This window comes from Niallia alba (assembly GCF_012933555.1).
In the GTDB taxonomy this organism is placed as follows: domain Bacteria; phylum Bacillota; class Bacilli; order Bacillales; family Cytobacillaceae; genus Niallia; species Niallia alba.
The window spans coordinates 1,062,900-1,079,308 of the sequence record NZ_JABBPK010000001.1; the positions used below are offsets into that span (position 1 = coordinate 1,062,900).

General features: G+C 35.8%; 19 protein-coding genes. 14 read left to right on the plus strand and 5 right to left on the minus strand.

Annotated features, from left to right (window positions below):
• Positions 1–8 precede the first annotated feature (8 nt).
• The 3 genes from HHU08_RS05285 to HHU08_RS05295 are packed head-to-tail and all read left to right on the plus strand — an operon-like array spanning position 9 to position 2,772.
• Entirely contained in the window at positions 9–1,241 is a 1,233-nt protein-coding gene (locus HHU08_RS05285) for a branched-chain amino acid ABC transporter permease (protein WP_101729597.1), read from the plus strand.
• A gap of 30 nt (positions 1,242–1,271) precedes the next feature.
• The gene (locus tag HHU08_RS05290) at positions 1,272–2,048 is read left to right on the plus strand and encodes an ABC transporter ATP-binding protein (RefSeq protein ID WP_016202755.1); all 777 of its coding nucleotides are present in this window, start codon (positions 1,272–1,274) and stop codon (positions 2,046–2,048) included.
• A gap of 13 nt (positions 2,049–2,061) precedes the next feature.
• On the plus strand, positions 2,062–2,772 hold the full coding sequence (locus HHU08_RS05295; RefSeq protein WP_407939798.1) for an ABC transporter ATP-binding protein: 711 nt from the start codon (positions 2,062–2,064) through the stop codon (positions 2,770–2,772).
• 59 nt (positions 2,773–2,831) lie between these two features.
• Here the strand turns inward: HHU08_RS05295 and HHU08_RS05300 are convergent, their stop codons facing one another.
• Positions 2,832–3,878, minus strand: coding sequence for a lactonase family protein (locus HHU08_RS05300; protein WP_169187975.1), 1,047 nt, complete (start codon positions 3,876–3,878; stop codon positions 2,832–2,834).
• Positions 3,879–4,198: 320 nt separating this feature from the next.
• Between HHU08_RS05300 and HHU08_RS05305 the strand changes: the two genes are divergently transcribed.
• Together HHU08_RS05305 and HHU08_RS05310 are read left to right on the plus strand one after the other, a co-directional pair.
• On the plus strand, positions 4,199–5,275 hold the full coding sequence (locus tag HHU08_RS05305) for an ATP-grasp domain-containing protein (protein ID WP_169187976.1): 1,077 nt from the start codon (positions 4,199–4,201) through the stop codon (positions 5,273–5,275).
• Between the two features lie 334 nt (positions 5,276–5,609).
• Positions 5,610–5,798 (plus strand): hypothetical protein, encoded by a 189-nt coding sequence (locus HHU08_RS05310; protein ID WP_169187977.1) that lies wholly within the window; start codon positions 5,610–5,612, stop codon positions 5,796–5,798.
• Between the two features lie 293 nt (positions 5,799–6,091).
• Here HHU08_RS05310 and HHU08_RS05315 read toward each other — a convergent pair whose 3' ends face one another.
• On the minus strand, positions 6,092–6,208 hold the full coding sequence (locus HHU08_RS05315) for a YfhE family protein (protein ID WP_084668702.1): 117 nt from the start codon (positions 6,206–6,208) through the stop codon (positions 6,092–6,094).
• 280 nt (positions 6,209–6,488) lie between these two features.
• Here HHU08_RS05315 and recX point away from each other — a divergent pair, with 280 nt between their 5' ends.
• Together recX and HHU08_RS05325 are read left to right on the plus strand one after the other, a co-directional pair.
• Positions 6,489–7,298, plus strand: coding sequence for a recombination regulator RecX (gene recX, locus HHU08_RS05320; RefSeq protein ID WP_169187978.1), 810 nt, complete (start codon positions 6,489–6,491; stop codon positions 7,296–7,298).
• A 56-nt stretch (positions 7,299–7,354) separates the two neighbouring features.
• Positions 7,355–7,675, plus strand: coding sequence for a YfhH family protein (locus HHU08_RS05325; protein WP_016202761.1), 321 nt, complete (start codon positions 7,355–7,357; stop codon positions 7,673–7,675).
• Between the two features lie 59 nt (positions 7,676–7,734).
• Here the strand turns inward: HHU08_RS05325 and HHU08_RS05330 are convergent, their stop codons facing one another.
• On the minus strand, positions 7,735–7,884 hold the full coding sequence (locus tag HHU08_RS05330) for a small, acid-soluble spore protein K (protein ID WP_016202762.1): 150 nt from the start codon (positions 7,882–7,884) through the stop codon (positions 7,735–7,737).
• 127 nt (positions 7,885–8,011) lie between these two features.
• Between HHU08_RS05330 and HHU08_RS05335 the strand changes: the two genes are divergently transcribed.
• A complete protein-coding gene (locus tag HHU08_RS05335) occupies positions 8,012–8,281 on the plus strand; it encodes a YfhJ family protein (protein WP_016202763.1) in 270 nt (89 codons plus the stop codon).
• Between the two features lie 547 nt (positions 8,282–8,828).
• On the opposite strand, the gene HHU08_RS05340 is transcribed toward HHU08_RS05335, so the two are convergent.
• Positions 8,829–9,809 (minus strand): metal-dependent hydrolase, encoded by a 981-nt coding sequence (locus HHU08_RS05340; RefSeq protein ID WP_016202764.1) that lies wholly within the window; start codon positions 9,807–9,809, stop codon positions 8,829–8,831.
• Positions 9,810–10,227: 418 nt separating this feature from the next.
• Here HHU08_RS05340 and mutY point away from each other — a divergent pair, with 418 nt between their 5' ends.
• On the plus strand, positions 10,228–11,334 hold the full coding sequence (mutY, locus tag HHU08_RS05345) for an A/G-specific adenine glycosylase (RefSeq protein ID WP_169187979.1): 1,107 nt from the start codon (positions 10,228–10,230) through the stop codon (positions 11,332–11,334).
• A 24-nt stretch (positions 11,335–11,358) separates the two neighbouring features.
• Here the strand turns inward: mutY and HHU08_RS05350 are convergent, their stop codons facing one another.
• Positions 11,359–11,583 (minus strand): hypothetical protein, encoded by a 225-nt coding sequence (locus HHU08_RS05350; protein ID WP_101729585.1) that lies wholly within the window; start codon positions 11,581–11,583, stop codon positions 11,359–11,361.
• 118 nt (positions 11,584–11,701) lie between these two features.
• On the opposite strand from HHU08_RS05350, the gene fabL reads away from it, so the two are divergent.
• From fabL to HHU08_RS05375, 5 genes are all read left to right on the plus strand, one after another.
• A complete protein-coding gene (gene fabL, locus HHU08_RS05355) occupies positions 11,702–12,445 on the plus strand; it encodes an enoyl-[acyl-carrier-protein] reductase FabL (RefSeq protein ID WP_169189615.1) in 744 nt (247 codons plus the stop codon).
• A 178-nt stretch (positions 12,446–12,623) separates the two neighbouring features.
• Entirely contained in the window at positions 12,624–12,806 is a 183-nt protein-coding gene (locus HHU08_RS05360; protein ID WP_016202768.1) for a gamma-type small acid-soluble spore protein, read from the plus strand.
• Between the two features lie 286 nt (positions 12,807–13,092).
• Complete coding sequence (locus HHU08_RS05365) at positions 13,093–13,356, plus strand: YgaB family protein (protein WP_016202769.1); 264 nt, start codon at positions 13,093–13,095, stop codon at positions 13,354–13,356.
• A gap of 192 nt (positions 13,357–13,548) precedes the next feature.
• On the plus strand, positions 13,549–14,079 hold the full coding sequence (gene ntdP, locus HHU08_RS05370) for a nucleoside tri-diphosphate phosphatase (protein WP_016202770.1): 531 nt from the start codon (positions 13,549–13,551) through the stop codon (positions 14,077–14,079).
• Positions 14,080–14,577: 498 nt separating this feature from the next.
• Positions 14,578–16,326: an ABC transporter ATP-binding protein gene (locus HHU08_RS05375; RefSeq protein ID WP_169187980.1), complete on the plus strand. Its 1,749-nt coding sequence runs from the start codon at positions 14,578–14,580 to the stop codon at positions 16,324–16,326.
• Positions 16,327–16,409 lie beyond the last annotated feature (83 nt).

Here is a 16,409-nt window from a genome sequence, read left to right on the forward strand (position 1 = left end):
TGTAAAAGATGGCTAACATAATAAAAACCATACAAACAAATAGGGTCGCCCAAATCATTCTTTTCTTTGCATATGTTTTGGTGACTACTGCTGCACTGGCCTTTTCGCAAAAATCAGTCATTGCCTTTTTGCTCCTACTATTATCGCTATTACTCCTTTATTATATGAATCTCGGAAATAAGATGAAGTGGATTATTGCTTTATTAATCTTAGTGATTGTTCTCCCAGTTTCAGCAAGTCAAGGGCCATCCTATCAAGCATATATGGAAGTAGCAACAATGGTAGGGATTTATGTCTGTATGGCTTTAGGGCTGAATATCGTTGTTGGTCTTGCTGGTTTGCTTGATTTAGGGTTTGTTGCTTTCTTTGCTGTTGGCGCCTATACATATGGTATTTTTGCGACAGCACAAGCAAATAACTTCATGCCCTTTGGAACATACCCTTTGTCAGGAAACAGTTTTTGGTTTTTTATTATCATTGGGTTATTTGTAGCTGCCTTATTTGGTGTCTTATTAGGAATTCCAGTATTAAGAGTAAAAGGAGATTATTTGGCCATTGTAACATTAGGTTTTGGTGAAATAATCCGAATCGTGTTTAATAATTTAGATAAACCAGTCAATATTACGAATGGAGCGATGGGTCTTCCCAGTATTCAACAGCCAGAGCTATTTGGCATCACTTTATCACAGCCAAACCAATTCTATTATATTGTGCTAGTTATGTTTATCATCGTTATTTATGCAGTTACGAGAATGGAACATACAAGATTAGGACGATCTTGGAAAGCGGTAAGAGAAAATGAGATTGCTGCGCAAGCTATGGGAATTCCACTTGTAAAAACAAAATTAACTGCATTTGCTATCGGAGCTTCTTTTTCAGGAATGATGGGAGTCGTTTTTGCGGCTAAGCAAATGTTTGTAGATCCAACAAGTTTCACCTACTTAGAATCTACTACTATTCTTGTAATGGTTATTTTAGGAGGAATGGGAAGCGTACCAGGTGTTATTTTGGGAGCGGCAGTTGTAACGATTTTGAATTTACAGGTGTTAACCGAATTAACTGGATGGTTAAGCCAAGTAACTACTATTCCTGATGCTTTATCTCCAGCAAAAATGCAAAGATTCATCTTCGGTGCACTTTTAATTACTATGACCTTATATCGTCCTCAAGGATTGATACCTGCTAAAAATAAGAAGTTTAATGACAAGAAATTAAAAGAGAGCATAGCAGAAAAACAGTAATCTACTAAATTGCTTAAGGAGGGGCATCAAGTGAATATACTCGAAGTGAAAGGATTAACAAAAACATTTGGTGGGCTGGTCGCAAATTCCAATATTGATATGACTGTTGAGAAGAACTCTATTACAGCGGTAATTGGACCGAACGGGGCTGGAAAAACGACTTTTTTTAATATGATAACAGGCGTGTATAAACCAACGTCTGGAGAAATATTACTCGATGGAAAATCAATTGCTGGGTTTAAGCCTCATGTAGTAGCCAAGCAAGGGATTTCCAGAACCTTTCAGAATATCCGCCTTTTCAGTGAGATAACGGTATTGGAAAATGTGATGGTCGGAATGCATAACCATATAAGAGGCGGCTTGATTGGCACATTGCTTCAATTGCCAAAGGCTAAGCATGAAGAAGAAGAAGCAATGAAAGAGGCATATCGGATATTAGAATATGTTGGGCTTGCTGATCTATTAAATGAAGCGGCTGGAAATTTATCATACGGGGCGCAACGTAGATTAGAAATTGCTCGTGCTTTAGCCACAAAGCCTAGCGTTTTATTATTAGATGAGCCTGCTGCTGGTATGAATCCGAAGGAAACAAATCTTTTAACCAACTTAATTCAAGATATGTGTAAAAAATATGATTTGACGATTATTTTAATTGAGCATGATATGAAGCTAGTAATGGAAATTTCCAATCATATTATCGTCTTAGATCATGGAGAGAAAATTGCAGAAGGTGGTCCTGAAGAGATTCGTTCCAATCCGAAAGTAATTGAAGCCTATTTAGGAAAAGGAGCGGTATCACTTGCTTAAAGGGGGGAGCAGCGTGGAAAAGATACTAGAATTAACGGGAATAGAAGCTTGGTACGGTGGAATTCAAGCATTAAAAGGAATTAGCTTACATGTCGATAAAGGAGAGATTGTTACGCTCATAGGAAGTAACGGTGCGGGAAAATCGACCACTCTTAAATCGATAAGTGGGCAGGTTCCTATAAAAAAAGGCAGTATTTTTTATAATGGAAAGGATATTGCCAATATAGCAGCACATAAAACAGCCGTTTTAGGTATTTCTCAAGTACCAGAGGGGAGAAGGATTTTTCCTAAGCTTTCCGTGCGAGAAAATCTACTGATTGGTGCGTTTGCAGTAAAGGATAAACAATTAATTGAAACAAGAATGGAAAAAGTATTTGAATATTTTCCGCGGTTAAAAGAAAGAGTGGAGCAAAAAGGTGGAACGATGAGTGGAGGAGAGCAGCAAATGCTGGCGATTGGACGAGCACTCATGATGCAGCCAGAGGTGCTGATGCTAGATGAACCATCGATGGGACTTGCGCCAATTATTGTAGAGCAAATCTTTGAAATTATAAAAGAGTTAAACAAACAAGGAATGACTATTTTATTAGTAGAACAAAATGCATTCCAAGCCTTGCAAATTGCTAGTAGGGGATATGTTATTCAAACAGGAGAGATTGTGTTAGAAGGAACAGGAGAAGAACTAATTACAAATAAACAAGTGCAGGAAGCTTATTTAGCTTAAGGCAAGAAAAGAAGGAGAAGGCTTTTAATTAAGAGACCTTCTCCTTTTTCACGACTATATTAATGATTTAAAAATTTTACACAAACTGGTTCTGGTGCCTCGATTTCTGATTGCAATAAAGTTAGTTTTCCTGTAACCGTATCTCTTTCAAATAAAGTCAGTGTATCTGATTGTTCATTTGATGCAAGTAGGAATTGTTCTGTTGGATCTAAAACAAAATCTCTTGGCCAGTTTCCTTCTGTAGAAGTTCGGTCGATAAAGGTTAATTGACCAGTTTCGCTATTTACTTGGAAGATAGCGATAGAATTATGCCCGCGGTTACCAGCATAAACATAGTTTCCGTCTGAAGAAAGATGGATTGCACTTCCTTGGCTATTTTCCGTGAAATCAATTGGTAAAGTAGAGATGTATTGTAATTCCTCAAATGCTCCAGTTTCGGAGTTAAAAGATAAAGCAATGACTTCATTGCTTAATTCTGTCATGACATAAGCAAATTTCCCATTAGGGTGGAAGGCAATATGTCGTGGGCCGCTTCCAGGTTTAACGGATAAACTGCTAACTTCTTCTAGCATCCCGTTAACAAGCTTGTAAGTATCTACTCGGTCTGTTCCTAAATCAACAGATACAGCATATTGATTATTAGGACTGAAACCAGCAAAATGCATATGGGGTTTTTCTTGGCGAGCAGTATTAGGCCCTGTCCCAGAATGTTCAATAATAGAGGCAACACTGTTTAGCGATCCATCTGTATTTAATGGGTAGGATTCGGCCGTTCCTTTATGATAGTTTGCAGAAAGGACGATTGTTTTATCTGCATCCACACTTACATGACAAGGAGATGCCCCTTCTGAATATTCGCTGTTAATAAGTGAAAGGCTGCCATCTGATTGAATAGAATAAGCAGAAACACCACCTAAAGAACCTTCTTTACCAACTGCAAATAAGTGCTTATTATCGTTTGTAACCGTTAAATAGGTAGGGTTTTCAATTTCAGCAACAAGCGAAACATCTGTAATTTTTTTCGCATCTGTATCTAATACAAATGAATAAATACCTTTACTAGTTTTCTTTGTATATGTGCCAATGTAGCCAGTGAATTTTGTCATAAACAGATCTCCTTTAACATTTTTACAAAATTAATACTATTTATTAATTATAGCATGAGCCTAATAGAATGGTACAAATTAGCATCTGTCTATACAAATAAAAGTATTATTTCTTTCTATTTTCCCTTATTTGCTAACTTGAAACAAGTGATGAAATTTGAATTTTCAGCAAACAGTGTTGTAGCGTGCAGGAACTTGACGGTGCTTGTCGAATTCCTTGTTTAATAATATGAATAAAAATAGAGAAGACAATCCATACTAAAAAATTCAGGAAGAAGCTAAAAAGTGGAAATCATTAGTATAGCTGAAAGGATAGGATAATGAAGAAAAGAATTTGGTTTAATCAATGGTTCACAACTGTTGCACACTTTATTGAAATGATTCGGTATAATTCAGATGGGATTGAATTTGAAGTATACGGTACATCTACCAATGAAAATGCTCTCTATTTAAGTTACTGTGATGCTGCATTTATGGAGCCTGATACATATGGGGAAGAGTATGTTCAATTCTGCATAGCGTTTTGTCGTACACATTCGATAGATATATTTGTTCCTCGTAAGGAAAATGTTCTTATTTCCAAGCACATTAAGCAATTTACTGAGTTGGGAGTGAAGGTACTGGTTTGTCCAGATGCTCGGTTAATGGAAATGCTCGATGATAAGGAAGCTACCTATCGATTAATAGAAAATCACTCTCTCTTGAAAAACTATGTTTCGATTCCAGAGTACTTCATTGTAACGAATGCAGAAGCATTTAAAACAGCGTATAACCGCTTAAAGGAGATGGGACATAAAGTATGCTTCAAGCCTGTAATAGGAGAAGGCGGCAACGGTTTTCGATTAATTAAAGATCAATTGGATACCATTGAGGAGTTATTTTACAAAGGCGTTTCCCATCAAATCACCTTTGAACATGCATACAGTATTTTGAAACAACAAGCAGTATTTCCTCCTTTAATGGTGCTGGAATATTTGGATGGGACAGAGTATAGTATTGACTGTTTAGCCCTTGATGGAGAACTAATGGCAGCTATCCCAAGAAAAAAAGGCAAAGGAAGAGTAAGGGAATTAGAAGAAAATCAAGAATTAATAACATTAGCAGAAAAAATAAATGAAGCTTTGGAGATTCCATTTGTCTATAATATTCAAGTTAAATATAAGGATGGAAAGCCGAAACTATTAGAGATTAATCCGAGGATGTCGGGAGGACTCCATTATAGCTGTCTTGCAGGAATCAATATGCCTTATCGAGCGGTAAAGGTATTAATAATGGGCAATAAAGCTATAGAACGTATAGAGCCACATTTTGGAATTAAATCAAGCTATTTAGAAAAGGAAGTCATATTGAAAGATATTACTGAAAAAATTTCACAGGAAAGAGCGTTTTTTTCCTAATTGTAGCATCTAAGTATAGTTTGTAGAGAAAAGTCGAATTTCTTAGCATAAAAAGAATTCGACTTTTTTGAATGGATATTCATTGAACGATTCTTGCATATGAAAAAAAACCAGTTTATCGACAAAAAGATTTTGTAAACACTTTCATAAAATGTTCTTTATAAAAAACGAAAAAATATTGACATAGCGAACAGATAAGTTTATATTCAAATATATAAAGGGGGATTTATACAAAACCGTTCTTAATAAAGAACTAGTGAATAGAACATAAAAATACTTAGACTATATATTTTCTCGTCTTGTTCTTTATTATGAATCAGTAAAAGGGGGAATAATGATGAAATCTGTATTAATAAAAATGAAAATCAACCAAAGCATGCGTCTTGCGAATAAGTATTCATTGAAGTCCAATAAAGCAAGGGGAGGGTTAGAAAGAAATCATTATTTCCAAAAGTATATTTTTTACTATAATAGAGCTCAGTTATTAGAAGAAGACAGAATCAAGAATAAAGCAGCTATATAAAAGAAAGTTATTAGTAGCCATCATATTATTATTTTACCTTTTGAAGTAGGTCTTAGCCATATAAGTGGAAAGGCCTATTTTATTGTATTTTCAGAAAATAACCGTTGTGGAAAAACTATTAGGTTATTAACGTATTTACTCACAACAAAAATGTTGTAAATATAGTATTCCACAGCTTTATCCACATTATCAACAGGTAACGTATGTGTTTATCCACAGAAATGTAAGGGTTTTACAAAAAAGAGGAAGAAGATTGTTCTTATCCAATCTCTTCCTTTTTAAATGTCTTTTTCTTATTTATTATCTTTTCTACTAGCAGCTCGATCAGCTATTTTAAATTCATTCTGATATGTTACTGCTTGCATGCTAGATAGTGTATGCTTCGGTTTTTGTTTTTTCTTTCCTTCCACTTTACAACATTCCTTTCCATTTCGAGTATGTTCTTTATTCTTTCCTAGTTAGATAAAATAGATTCAGAATGTGAACGAATTTTGTTAAAGGCAAAAGTACTGCGATTCTCCTTTTAATATGCTACATTCTAATTAGATAAAGTGAAACTTTCATCAGTGGGGGTTTTCTTTGGCCCCCATTGATGGCTAGTTGAACCAATCGGACCTTTATGGACAGTTAGAGTGGGACAAAAGTTGCGAGAAAGAAAAAGTTAAAAATAGATAATGATGTGGTGATTGGATGATTATAAGTAAAATTACAAGGCAAAAGGAATTGAATGACCGCTACAATATATTTACGATGAAGCAGGGCAAAGATGTTTATGCCTTTAGTGTGGATGAGGCTGTATTAGTTAAATACCAGTTGCGAAAAGGGATGGAGTTAGATTCTCTTTTATTAAATCAAATCCAGTATACGGATGAAATAAGAAAAGGCTATCATACGGCAGTTAGATATTTGGCTAAAGTGAAAAGAACGGAAATGGAAGTAAGAACACATCTCTCTGCTAAAATGGAAAATGATTCATTAGTTTCGGAAGTGATGACGAAATTAACAGATATGAAATTTATCGATGATGAAGATTATGCTTTTTCTTATGTGCGCACCCAGCGCAATACGACAACAAAAGGGCCAGAAGCAATTAAAAGAGAACTGAAGGAAAAAGGAATTCGGATGGAATTAATTGATCGTGCGATGGAGGAGCTTTCCTATGAGGATCAAGTGCTGGCGGCCCAAAAGATTGTTGTAAAGTTTTTAGCTGGAAAGAACAAGGATTCAAAGAAGATATTAATGCAGAAGCTAGATCAGACACTAGTGAGAAAGGGCTATACAGCTGATATTATTCAAGAAGTAAAAAGAATGCCGGAGATTCTTGAAATGGATACAGATGAATTAGAAACCGTTCGTATTCATGGCGAGAAGGCAAGAAGAAAATATGCTAAATATACAGGATATGAATTTACGCAAAAGATGAAGCAATTTTTATACCGTAAAGGATTCTCGATGGATCTTATCGAACAGTATTTAGACGAAATAGAAAGGGAAATCTAATTTTTTGCCGATTCCAGAGAATTTTATTAAACTAGTTGGTAGTGGAGGGAATATAAATGCTGACAAAAAGATATAGCATGATGACAGAACATGAGCTCCGTATGGAAATATCCACTTTAAATGATCAAGCAAAAAAGGCAGAACAGCTTGGAATGGTTAATGAATATGCCGTTTTAGAAAGAAAAGCGGTTCTTGCAAAATCCTATTTATTAGATCCGAAAGAATATAAAGCAAATGAAGTATATGAAATAGAAGGAGCTCCTGGAGTTCTTTTTCAAATCGATTATATGAATGGTGTGTTTGCCTGGGGAAGACGCAAGGTGGAAGGCAGCCAAGAAGAAGGGATTCCTATCGCCCTTTTAAAAAAGAAAAAATGAGTAAGGAGGAGGGACCGGAAATGGTCTCTCCCTCTTTCCTACAGAAATAAACGTTTTTCTTATTTTTTAGGTTTGCGATGAGAGGAAGCGTGCATTCTCTCTTGAGGATGTGTATTGATTGTGCCATTTGCTCTTTTAGAAGCGTATTCCGCTTTCGCTCTCGGTTCCCCTTCAAGCTTAACATCATTTGGATTATCTACATTTCCCATCGTTATACCTCCAAGAATTAACTAAGTAAACAGTAATAAACTCATTTTTGTTTATCACTATGGATAGTATTTGTTATACACCAGCAATCTATAAGTAAAAATAGAAAAAGAAAGAAGGAATGAAACGATGCATGAAGCACAAAAGAAATTAGTCGAACGGCTATTAGAGCTTAATTCTTTTATTTCAGTAGGGCAAGCACAGACATGGGTTGAATTATTATGGGAAGATTTTGAAGCTACTTATGCCAAAGCGGGTCGGAAATATCAAGGCGAAGAAGTAACAGAAAAAGTAGTCAGCCAGTGGATTGAGAACTATGGTGGAAAGCTTCATGAATTTGTGGCAGAAAACCCAAAATATAAAGAATTCCTGACAGATGACAAAAAGAAATTACATTAAGAAGAAGCGAGACTAGGACATAATAAAATAAAAAATAGGTAAAGGCGAACATGCTCTAATTTAGCACTTAAATGGTTCTTTCCCTATACTCGTTATTTATGTTTCTTAATATAGTTAAGTATAGAAACTATGTTGTTCCATTGCGCTACAGACACTCGCTTTCCGCGGGGAGGAAGCTGAGCCCCCTCCTTACATGCACTGCGGGGTCTCAGCCTTTCCTCTACTTCCTCCCGCAGGAGTCGAGTGTCTTCCGCTCCATTTCCCTTCATTTTTAAAGGCTATTTTCTAAAACCTAATTCTTTTACTAAGAAAAAAATGAAATAGATTGGAAAATGAAGCAGCCTGAATACTCGTAGACTCCGGTGGGCCAGCGCGAGCCCCACGGAAAGCGAAGTGTATTCAGGCTGCAGGTGATTATCACAAACCTTCTTTTTTACATGAATAAAAACCCAAACAATGATACGAACTATTTTTTACATCAATCTTCGTATCATTGTTCGGGTTTATCTTCGGCTGGAATACTTATATCCCAGCTTCATTTTTCATACTAGTTGGTAAGGATATCGAGTTTCTTCTTTAGTTTATCTTCACTAAAGATCCATCCTGTGTAAGAGGTTATGATATTCAAGTTTAAATCAAGATGAACGACAGCCACAAACGGATAATGTCCATTACTTCGATAGCGTAAGTCAATAAACCGAACTTGGTATTGGTCTTCCAGTTCCTGTACTTCCCAACGGAATACAGGAGAAAAGGATAAGAAGGCAGATAAGTTCTTATCTTTTTGTGCTGCTGCAAGTACCGGTGTACTTGGAACCGGAGTGCGATGGAATTTATCGTAAATTTCAATTTCGTGCTGATGAGAGCGGCCAACATAAAAGGAGTCCTCTGTCATAACCGCGATACGCCAATGGTTATATCTCATTGTTGGTGATAAAATAATTTCCGTTGCATCTGGAATCATCTTTTTAACACTTCTTTTTACCTTCAGCTGTGTAAAGATGCGAAGTAAATAATAGCCAATAAGCACAATAAAAAGGGTTAAAAAGGTATATCCAGGATTTGCGCCAAATACCCAAAACAAGATAGCTACAATATGCAGAGAGAAAATGATTGGATCAAATGTATTAATAATCCCTAATGCAACCCATTTATTTGTAAAAGGACGTAGGGCCTGTGTTCCATAAGCATTGAAAATATCAACAAAAACATGCAGGAAGACCGCTATAAAAGTCCACAGCCATAAATGGAATAGATTCACCCCTGGAAAAACTGGGTACAGAACCGCAAGAATGACTAGCGGCCATAAGATGACTGCCGGTATGGAGTGCGTTACGCCACGATGATTGCGTATATAAACAGCATTGTTTCTTAATTTTAAAACTGTATCGATATCTGGTATTTGTGAACCGATGATTGTTGCGATGATGACACTTGTCGTTGTTGCAGGGTTTGAAGCAACAACAGGGTCTAGTGTAGCAAGCCCACCAAGAGCAATCCCCATAACGATATGTGTTCCTGTATCCAAAATACCAAACCTCCCTGATTTTTCTCTCCGAATTATTTGGATGAAAACACCATAATTACAATAAAAATATCCTTTTCTTTTTTCTCAACAAAAGATACACTACAAACAGTTAAAGAAATTCGCATAACGAAAAATGCGGATAATGTTATTAAATAATAAATATAGCTGACAAACAATCGGACAATCGCGTAATTTTTTTTAAATAGCTCTTCTATTTAAAATGAGGAAAATTTACTTATTTATACTTCATTTAGATATTAAATTGGCGAGGATAGTTTTAAATTTGATAGTTGAATTTGTAATACTTTCATTCTATCCCATTCCATCCTATGATGCATACCATGTCCAAAAGAATAAAAAGAAATCTATTTAATGTTATTCCCCAAAAAAATTAATAATTAACATCTGGAGGTTTATAGTGACAGAAAGGCAAGAAATCATTAAAAATCAAGTGAATGTCGAGCAATTTAGAGAAGATTTATTAAATTGGTTTACGGAAGAACAAAGAGAGCTTCCATGGAGACAAGATCAAGATCCCTATAAAGTATGGGTATCTGAAATCATGCTCCAGCAAACAAAGGTCGATACGGTTATCCCATATTTTAATCGATTCGTTTCTCAATTTCCAACAATAGAGGCATTGTCTAAAGCGGAAGAAGAGAAGGTATTAAAAGCTTGGGAAGGATTGGGGTATTATTCAAGAGCAAGAAATTTACATGCTGCCGTTAAGGAAGTTCATGAAAAATACGGAGGAAAAGTTCCTAACACGCCTAAAGAAATTGCAGGCTTAAAGGGAGTCGGCCCCTACACAGCTGGCGCGATTTTAAGTATTGCATATGGAGTGCCAGAGCCGGCAGTAGATGGAAATGTAATGAGAGTTTTATCAAGAATCCTATCTATTTGGGAAGATATCGCCAAACCGAAAACAAGAAAAACATTTGAAGAAGCAGTACGTGTTCTTATCTCGCATGAGAATCCTTCTTATTTTAATCAAGCACTTATGGAACTTGGTGCCCTAATTTGTACACCTACTTCTCCTTCGTGTCTGCTTTGTCCAGTGAGGGAACATTGTCATGCCTTTGATGAAGGGACAGTAACAGAGCTTCCTGTAAAGACAAAAAGTAAGAAACAAAAGACGGTACAGCTTGCGGCAGTCGTCTTGACAGATGAGAATGGAAGAACATTGATTCATAAGCGACCAAATACAGGGTTGCTGGCGAATCTATGGGAGTTTCCTAATATGGAAATCGTTCAAGTGTTGAGAAGTGAGAAAACACAGCTTGAAGAAAAGCTTTTAGAAGACTATCAGGCTAAAGTGGAAGTTGGCGAAATGATTACAAGAATTGAACATGTTTTTTCCCATTTAATTTGGAATATCAATGTATATAGTGGAAAATTAATTGATTTAAAAGAGGAAAAAGAAGATTTACGAAGAGTGAATGCAGAAGAAATTGAACCTTTCCCGTTCCCAGTGTCTCATCAAAAGATGCTGAAATTTTTACCAGAGCAAGTGAAGAAAGGGTGACCATATATGGGTGGTCACTCTTTCTTAATCATAGCTTACTTCTGTTCCGTGTGTATAATCAGCTTCGTTTCTTTTTAATCCGCCTCTATTTTCAATTTCCTCTATTATTCCACGGTGAATACTAGTACCTTCACTATTGAGATAGGGAGTCATTTGCTGCAAGGAATGATGAAAATAGGCAAGTTCAGTATCCTTCCAATCAGATTTCGCAATCATTGCTAATTCGGTCATATCTCTTCCAACATACATATTAAATACCTTCCTTTACTTTTCCCGTATTACTGTTTATTGTGCGAATCTTGATTGCGAACTATGCATGAATAGAGGTAAAATGAGAAGTAAATGGATGGGAAAGGAATTAAAAAGAATGACAAACAAAGTAGCATTAATTACCGGAAGTAGTAGAGGAATTGGAAAAGAAACAGCGATCCGCTTAGCAAAAGAAGGCTATGATATTGTAATAAACTATGCAAGAAGCAAAAAGGCAGCACAAGAAACAGCTGATGAAATTACGGCATTAGGAAGAAAAGTTCTATTAGTAAAAGCAAATGTTGGCGATGTGGATAAAATAAAAGCAATGTTTGCAGCAGTAAAAGAAGAATTTGGAAGACTCGATGTTTTTATTAATAATGCAGCATCTGGGGTATTAAGACCAATTATGGAATTAGAAGAATCTCATTGGAATTGGACGATGAATATTAACAGTAAAGCATTATTATTCTGTGCTCAAGAAGCGGCAAAGTTAATGGATAAAGGTGGCAAAATTGTTAGCATCAGTTCATTAGGAGCGATTCGCTATTTAGAGAACTATACAACTGTTGGTGTTAGTAAAGCGGCAGTTGAGGCATTAACAAGATATTTAGCGGTTGAATTAGCACCGAAAAATATTGTGGTAAATGCCGTGTCCGGTGGTGCAGTAGATACAGAAGCTTTAACACATTTCCCAAATAGAGAAGAATTGCTTCAAGCTGCCGCTGAAAAAACACCTGCTGGCAGAATGGTTGAAATGGAAGACCTTGTTAATGCAGTTATGTTTTTAGTAAGTGACGATTCAAGCATGATCAGAGGACAAACGATTATTGTTGATGGTGGTATTTCATTACTAGTATAAGACGTTACTCGCAACAATTTTACTAAAAAGCATTGGTATAAGAAGAGGGGATTTTCCTATTAAGGAGAATTCCCTTTTAATTTGATCGGAATAGATTTTCTGGATTTTATTGGTAATAAAAAACTTTGGATAGAACTGAAACGTCTGGGACAAATTAATATGCGTGGAGGTGATATTCATGGCTAAAAAATCTGGTGTAACTCAAACTGGAACTAACATTCAAGAAGTAAAACAACAAAACGCTCAATCTGCTGGTCAAGGTCAGTATGGTACTGAATTTGCTAGCGAAACAAGCACTGCAGAAGTAAAAAAATATAACCAACAAGCAGAAGCTAAAAAAGCTAAAAACTCTAGCAAATAATGCAAACAAAGGGCACTTCACTTACGGGAGAGTGCCCTTTGCTTTCGTCAAAAATAGTCATCATCTTTATTATTATTATTTTTTTAGTAGACGTTTAATGGTTACATAATTGTATTGAGGCTGTGAATTAGACTAGAATGTTCGACAAAACTTCTCTTTTGTCTACAGAAGTAGTCAAAGGAATAAACATACATACGAAGAAATAGTAAAAGGAAGATTTAATAGAAAAGGGTCTATTTATATACAAATGCAGAACCTAAATTAAAAGAGTAGGATGTGTTTTTTCATGGATGTATTTAACGGATTAGTTGGAGAACAAATGCGAATAATGGAAAAACTGTTATATTTACAAGGCGAATTAGAACGGTGTGAAGAAATAGAGGCACAATTACAAATACTACAAAAAGAAACGGAATTAAAAGAAGTGCAAATAGAAATTATTAACATGAAAGAAGAGCTTAAAGAAATACAGAAAATTTTTGAAATCCAAACAGAAAAGGTCATTAGAGTCTACCAAGAAAATGAACTGAAACTATCTTCTAGTTCATAAAAATATGGAATATTTAAAACCATTGTGTAATTTCAATGGTTCTTTTGTTTTAAATTTACTAGAGAACCGTTATAATAAGAAATAAGAAAAAAGAGGAATCGTACTTTGTTGCCTTAAATGAAATAATGAATTGCTTTTAGTATGTAACAGGTTACAAAGCGTCCGTAAATAGAAAGTAGGGGAGAAATAAAAATGGGCGTACCTATCGAGGGTGAACCAATACAAATTCACAGTTACAAGCATAATGGGCACATCCATCGAATCTGGGACGAAACAACGATACTTAAAGGGACGCAGAACTTAATAATAGGTGGTAATGATCGTACAATTGTTACGGAATCAGATGGAAGAACGTGGGTAACGCGTGAACCTGCAATCTGTTATTTTCATTCACAACAATGGTTTAATGTCATTGGCATGCTTAGAGAAGATGGCATTCATTATTATTGCAACCTAAGCTCCCCGTTTATATACGATGGAGAGGCACTTAAGTATATTGATTATGATTTGGATATCAAAATATTTCCGGATATGACATTTAATTTATTAGATGAAGATGAGTACGAACGACATCGCCAAGAAATGAAATATCCAGAGGTCATTGATCATATTTTGAAAACGCAAGTAAATCAATTAATACAATGGATAAGACAAAGAAAAGGTCCCTTTGCACCAGATTTTGTTGATTTGTGGTATGAAAGATACTTAACGTACAGAAGTTAATATGGAAGACTGAAAAAAGCATGTTGAATTTCAGCAGGCTTTTTTCTTATGCATAAGCTTCGAATAGTGATAAAATGGTTCCTTGTTATTAAAGTGTGAAAGAATTTAGAAGAGAATGAAGGGGGTTAAAAATCTTAGGGAGCGTTTTCGGTTGGTGGCATAAGGAAGAGGAAATAGAGAGGGATCTCTGAGCCTGTTTTGATTTTAAAAGAGAGAAAAATGGACCAGAGAAGGCTCCTCAGTGCCCGTTTGGACGTTGGAAGAGGGAAAAAAGGGAACAGAGAGAGCCTATCAGAGCCCATCCCGCTTTCGAATAAAGCAAAATGCAATTTTAAGGTGGTCAGTTGGCTGCAAATTATTTATCAATGTAGCTTAACACTCTAAAGTGGAAATCAACGAACTCCATTAAAAAAGGTATTTTCGAGAAAGAATCACAATCAAGTTTTCCAAACAGAAAAAACGGAAATAAAACAAGTGCAACAAGAGAGGGGAGTATATGTGGATAGTATTAAAAGGTATATGACCTTTGTAAAGCCATACCGATGGCAAATCATTGGGACAATCATCATCGGTATTGTGAAATTTGCGATACCGCTATTAATACCATTGCTATTGAAGTACGTAATCGATGACATAATCAATAACACGACCTTAGACCAGGCAACTAAAATGAGTAATCTATGGACAATCATGATCATCACGATGATTATTTTTATTGTGGTGAGACCGCCGATTGAATATTACCGTCAATATTTCGCACAATGGACTTCTAATAAAATATTATATGATATCAGAGATCAGCTTTTTATGCACCTGCAAAAATTAAGCTTGAAGTATTATTCCAATACCCGTGCAGGAGAAGTTATTTCCCGTGTAATAAATGATGTGGAACAAACGAAAAACTTCATTTTGACTGGTTTAATGAACTTATGGTTAGATGCCGTAACGATTTTAATCACAATTGGAATCATGTTTACGATGGATGTGAAGTTAACCTTTGTCTCTATTATTTTGTTACCGTTTTATGCCCTTTCCGTAAGCTATTTCTTCGGTAATTTACGTAAATTAACAAGAGAAAGATCCCAGGCTTTAGCTGGTGTGCAAAGCTTTTTACATGAAAGAGTTCAAGGGATTTCTGTTATTAAAAGCTTTGCTACCGAAGATCATGAACAAAAGCATTTTCAAAAGTATAATAATACCTTTTTAGAAAAAGCAGTCGATCATACGAAATGGAATGCTAAAGCATTTGCTGTAGTTAATACCATTACCGATATTTCTCCATTGATTGTGATTGCTTATTCAGGCTATCAAGTGTTGAATGGCGATTTATCTTTAGGAGCGATGATGGCATTTTTTGCTTATATTGAAAGATTGTATAATCCATTAAGAAGACTAGTGAATTCCTCCACGACGTTGACGCAATCGATCGCGTCCATGGACCGGGTATTTGATTTAATTGATGAAAAATACGATATTCAAGATAAGCCAAATGCTGTTCCTTGTAGAAATGTAAAAGGAGACATTACTTTTGAAGAAGTGGATTTTGCCTATGATACAAAAGATCCGAAAGTGTTAAATAATATTTCCTTACATATTAAGCAAGGAGAGACAGTGGCTTTTGTGGGAATGAGCGGTGGAGGTAAGTCCTCGTTAATCAGTCTTATTCCGAGATTCTTTGATGTTACCGGTGGAAGAATTCTCTTAGATGGAAAAGATATACGAGATTTGCAAGCGCGTTCCTTAAGAGACCAAATCGGTATGGTTCTACAAGAAAATATTCTCTTTAGTGAATCGATTAGAGAGAATATTATGATTGGAAACCCGAATGCAGCGGAAGAGGAAGTGATTGCAGCTGCAAAAGCGGCGAATGCCCATGACTTTATTATGCAGTTGCCGGAAGGGTATGAAACGAAAGTAGGAGAACGAGGCGTGAAATTAAGTGGGGGACAAAAGCAAAGAGTAGCTATTGCTCGCGTGTTCTTGAAAAATCCGCCCATCTTAATTTTGGACGAGGCAACTTCTGCTTTAGACTTAGAAAGTGAACAATCGATTCAAGAGTCTATTGAAGCATTGGCAAAAGATAGAACGACTTTAATTGTGGCTCATCGTCTATCTACTATTACGCATGCTGATCGGATTATCTTAATCGAACACGGTAAAATCATGGAAGATGGCACACATGATGAACTGATGAAGTTACAAGGTCATTATCATGATCTATTTCAAATACAACAATTAGGAAATTAAAAGCAAAAGGGAACCAGAAAATCGTTTCTGGTTCCCTTTTTTCCATGAAGAAAGTTTACGTTTTTGCAGTCAATTTAGTGTCT

Excerpts from the sequence above, each read along its gene's own strand:
- HHU08_RS05285 (WP_101729597.1), top strand. The coding sequence starts at position 9 with ATGGCTAACATAATAAAAACCATACAAACAAATAGGGTCGCCCAAATC.
- HHU08_RS05300 (WP_169187975.1), bottom strand. The coding sequence starts at position 3,878 with ATGACAAAATTCACTGGCTACATTGGCACATATACAAAGAAAACTAGT.
- HHU08_RS05305 (WP_169187976.1), top strand. The coding sequence starts at position 4,199 with ATGAAGAAAAGAATTTGGTTTAATCAATGGTTCACAACTGTTGCACAC.
- HHU08_RS05310 (WP_169187977.1), top strand. The coding sequence starts at position 5,610 with ATGATGAAATCTGTATTAATAAAAATGAAAATCAACCAAAGCATGCGT.
- recX (WP_169187978.1), top strand. The coding sequence starts at position 6,489 with ATGATTATAAGTAAAATTACAAGGCAAAAGGAATTGAATGACCGCTAC.
- HHU08_RS05325 (WP_016202761.1), top strand. The coding sequence starts at position 7,355 with ATGCTGACAAAAAGATATAGCATGATGACAGAACATGAGCTCCGTATG.
- HHU08_RS05330 (WP_016202762.1), bottom strand. The coding sequence starts at position 7,884 with ATGGGAAATGTAGATAATCCAAATGATGTTAAGCTTGAAGGGGAACCG.
- HHU08_RS05335 (WP_016202763.1), top strand. The coding sequence starts at position 8,012 with ATGCATGAAGCACAAAAGAAATTAGTCGAACGGCTATTAGAGCTTAAT.
- HHU08_RS05350 (WP_101729585.1), bottom strand. The coding sequence starts at position 11,583 with ATGTATGTTGGAAGAGATATGACCGAATTAGCAATGATTGCGAAATCT.
- fabL (WP_169189615.1), top strand. The coding sequence starts at position 11,702 with ATGACAAACAAAGTAGCATTAATTACCGGAAGTAGTAGAGGAATTGGA.
- HHU08_RS05360 (WP_016202768.1), top strand. The coding sequence starts at position 12,624 with ATGGCTAAAAAATCTGGTGTAACTCAAACTGGAACTAACATTCAAGAA.
- HHU08_RS05365 (WP_016202769.1), top strand. The coding sequence starts at position 13,093 with ATGGATGTATTTAACGGATTAGTTGGAGAACAAATGCGAATAATGGAA.
- ntdP (WP_016202770.1), top strand. The coding sequence starts at position 13,549 with ATGGGCGTACCTATCGAGGGTGAACCAATACAAATTCACAGTTACAAG.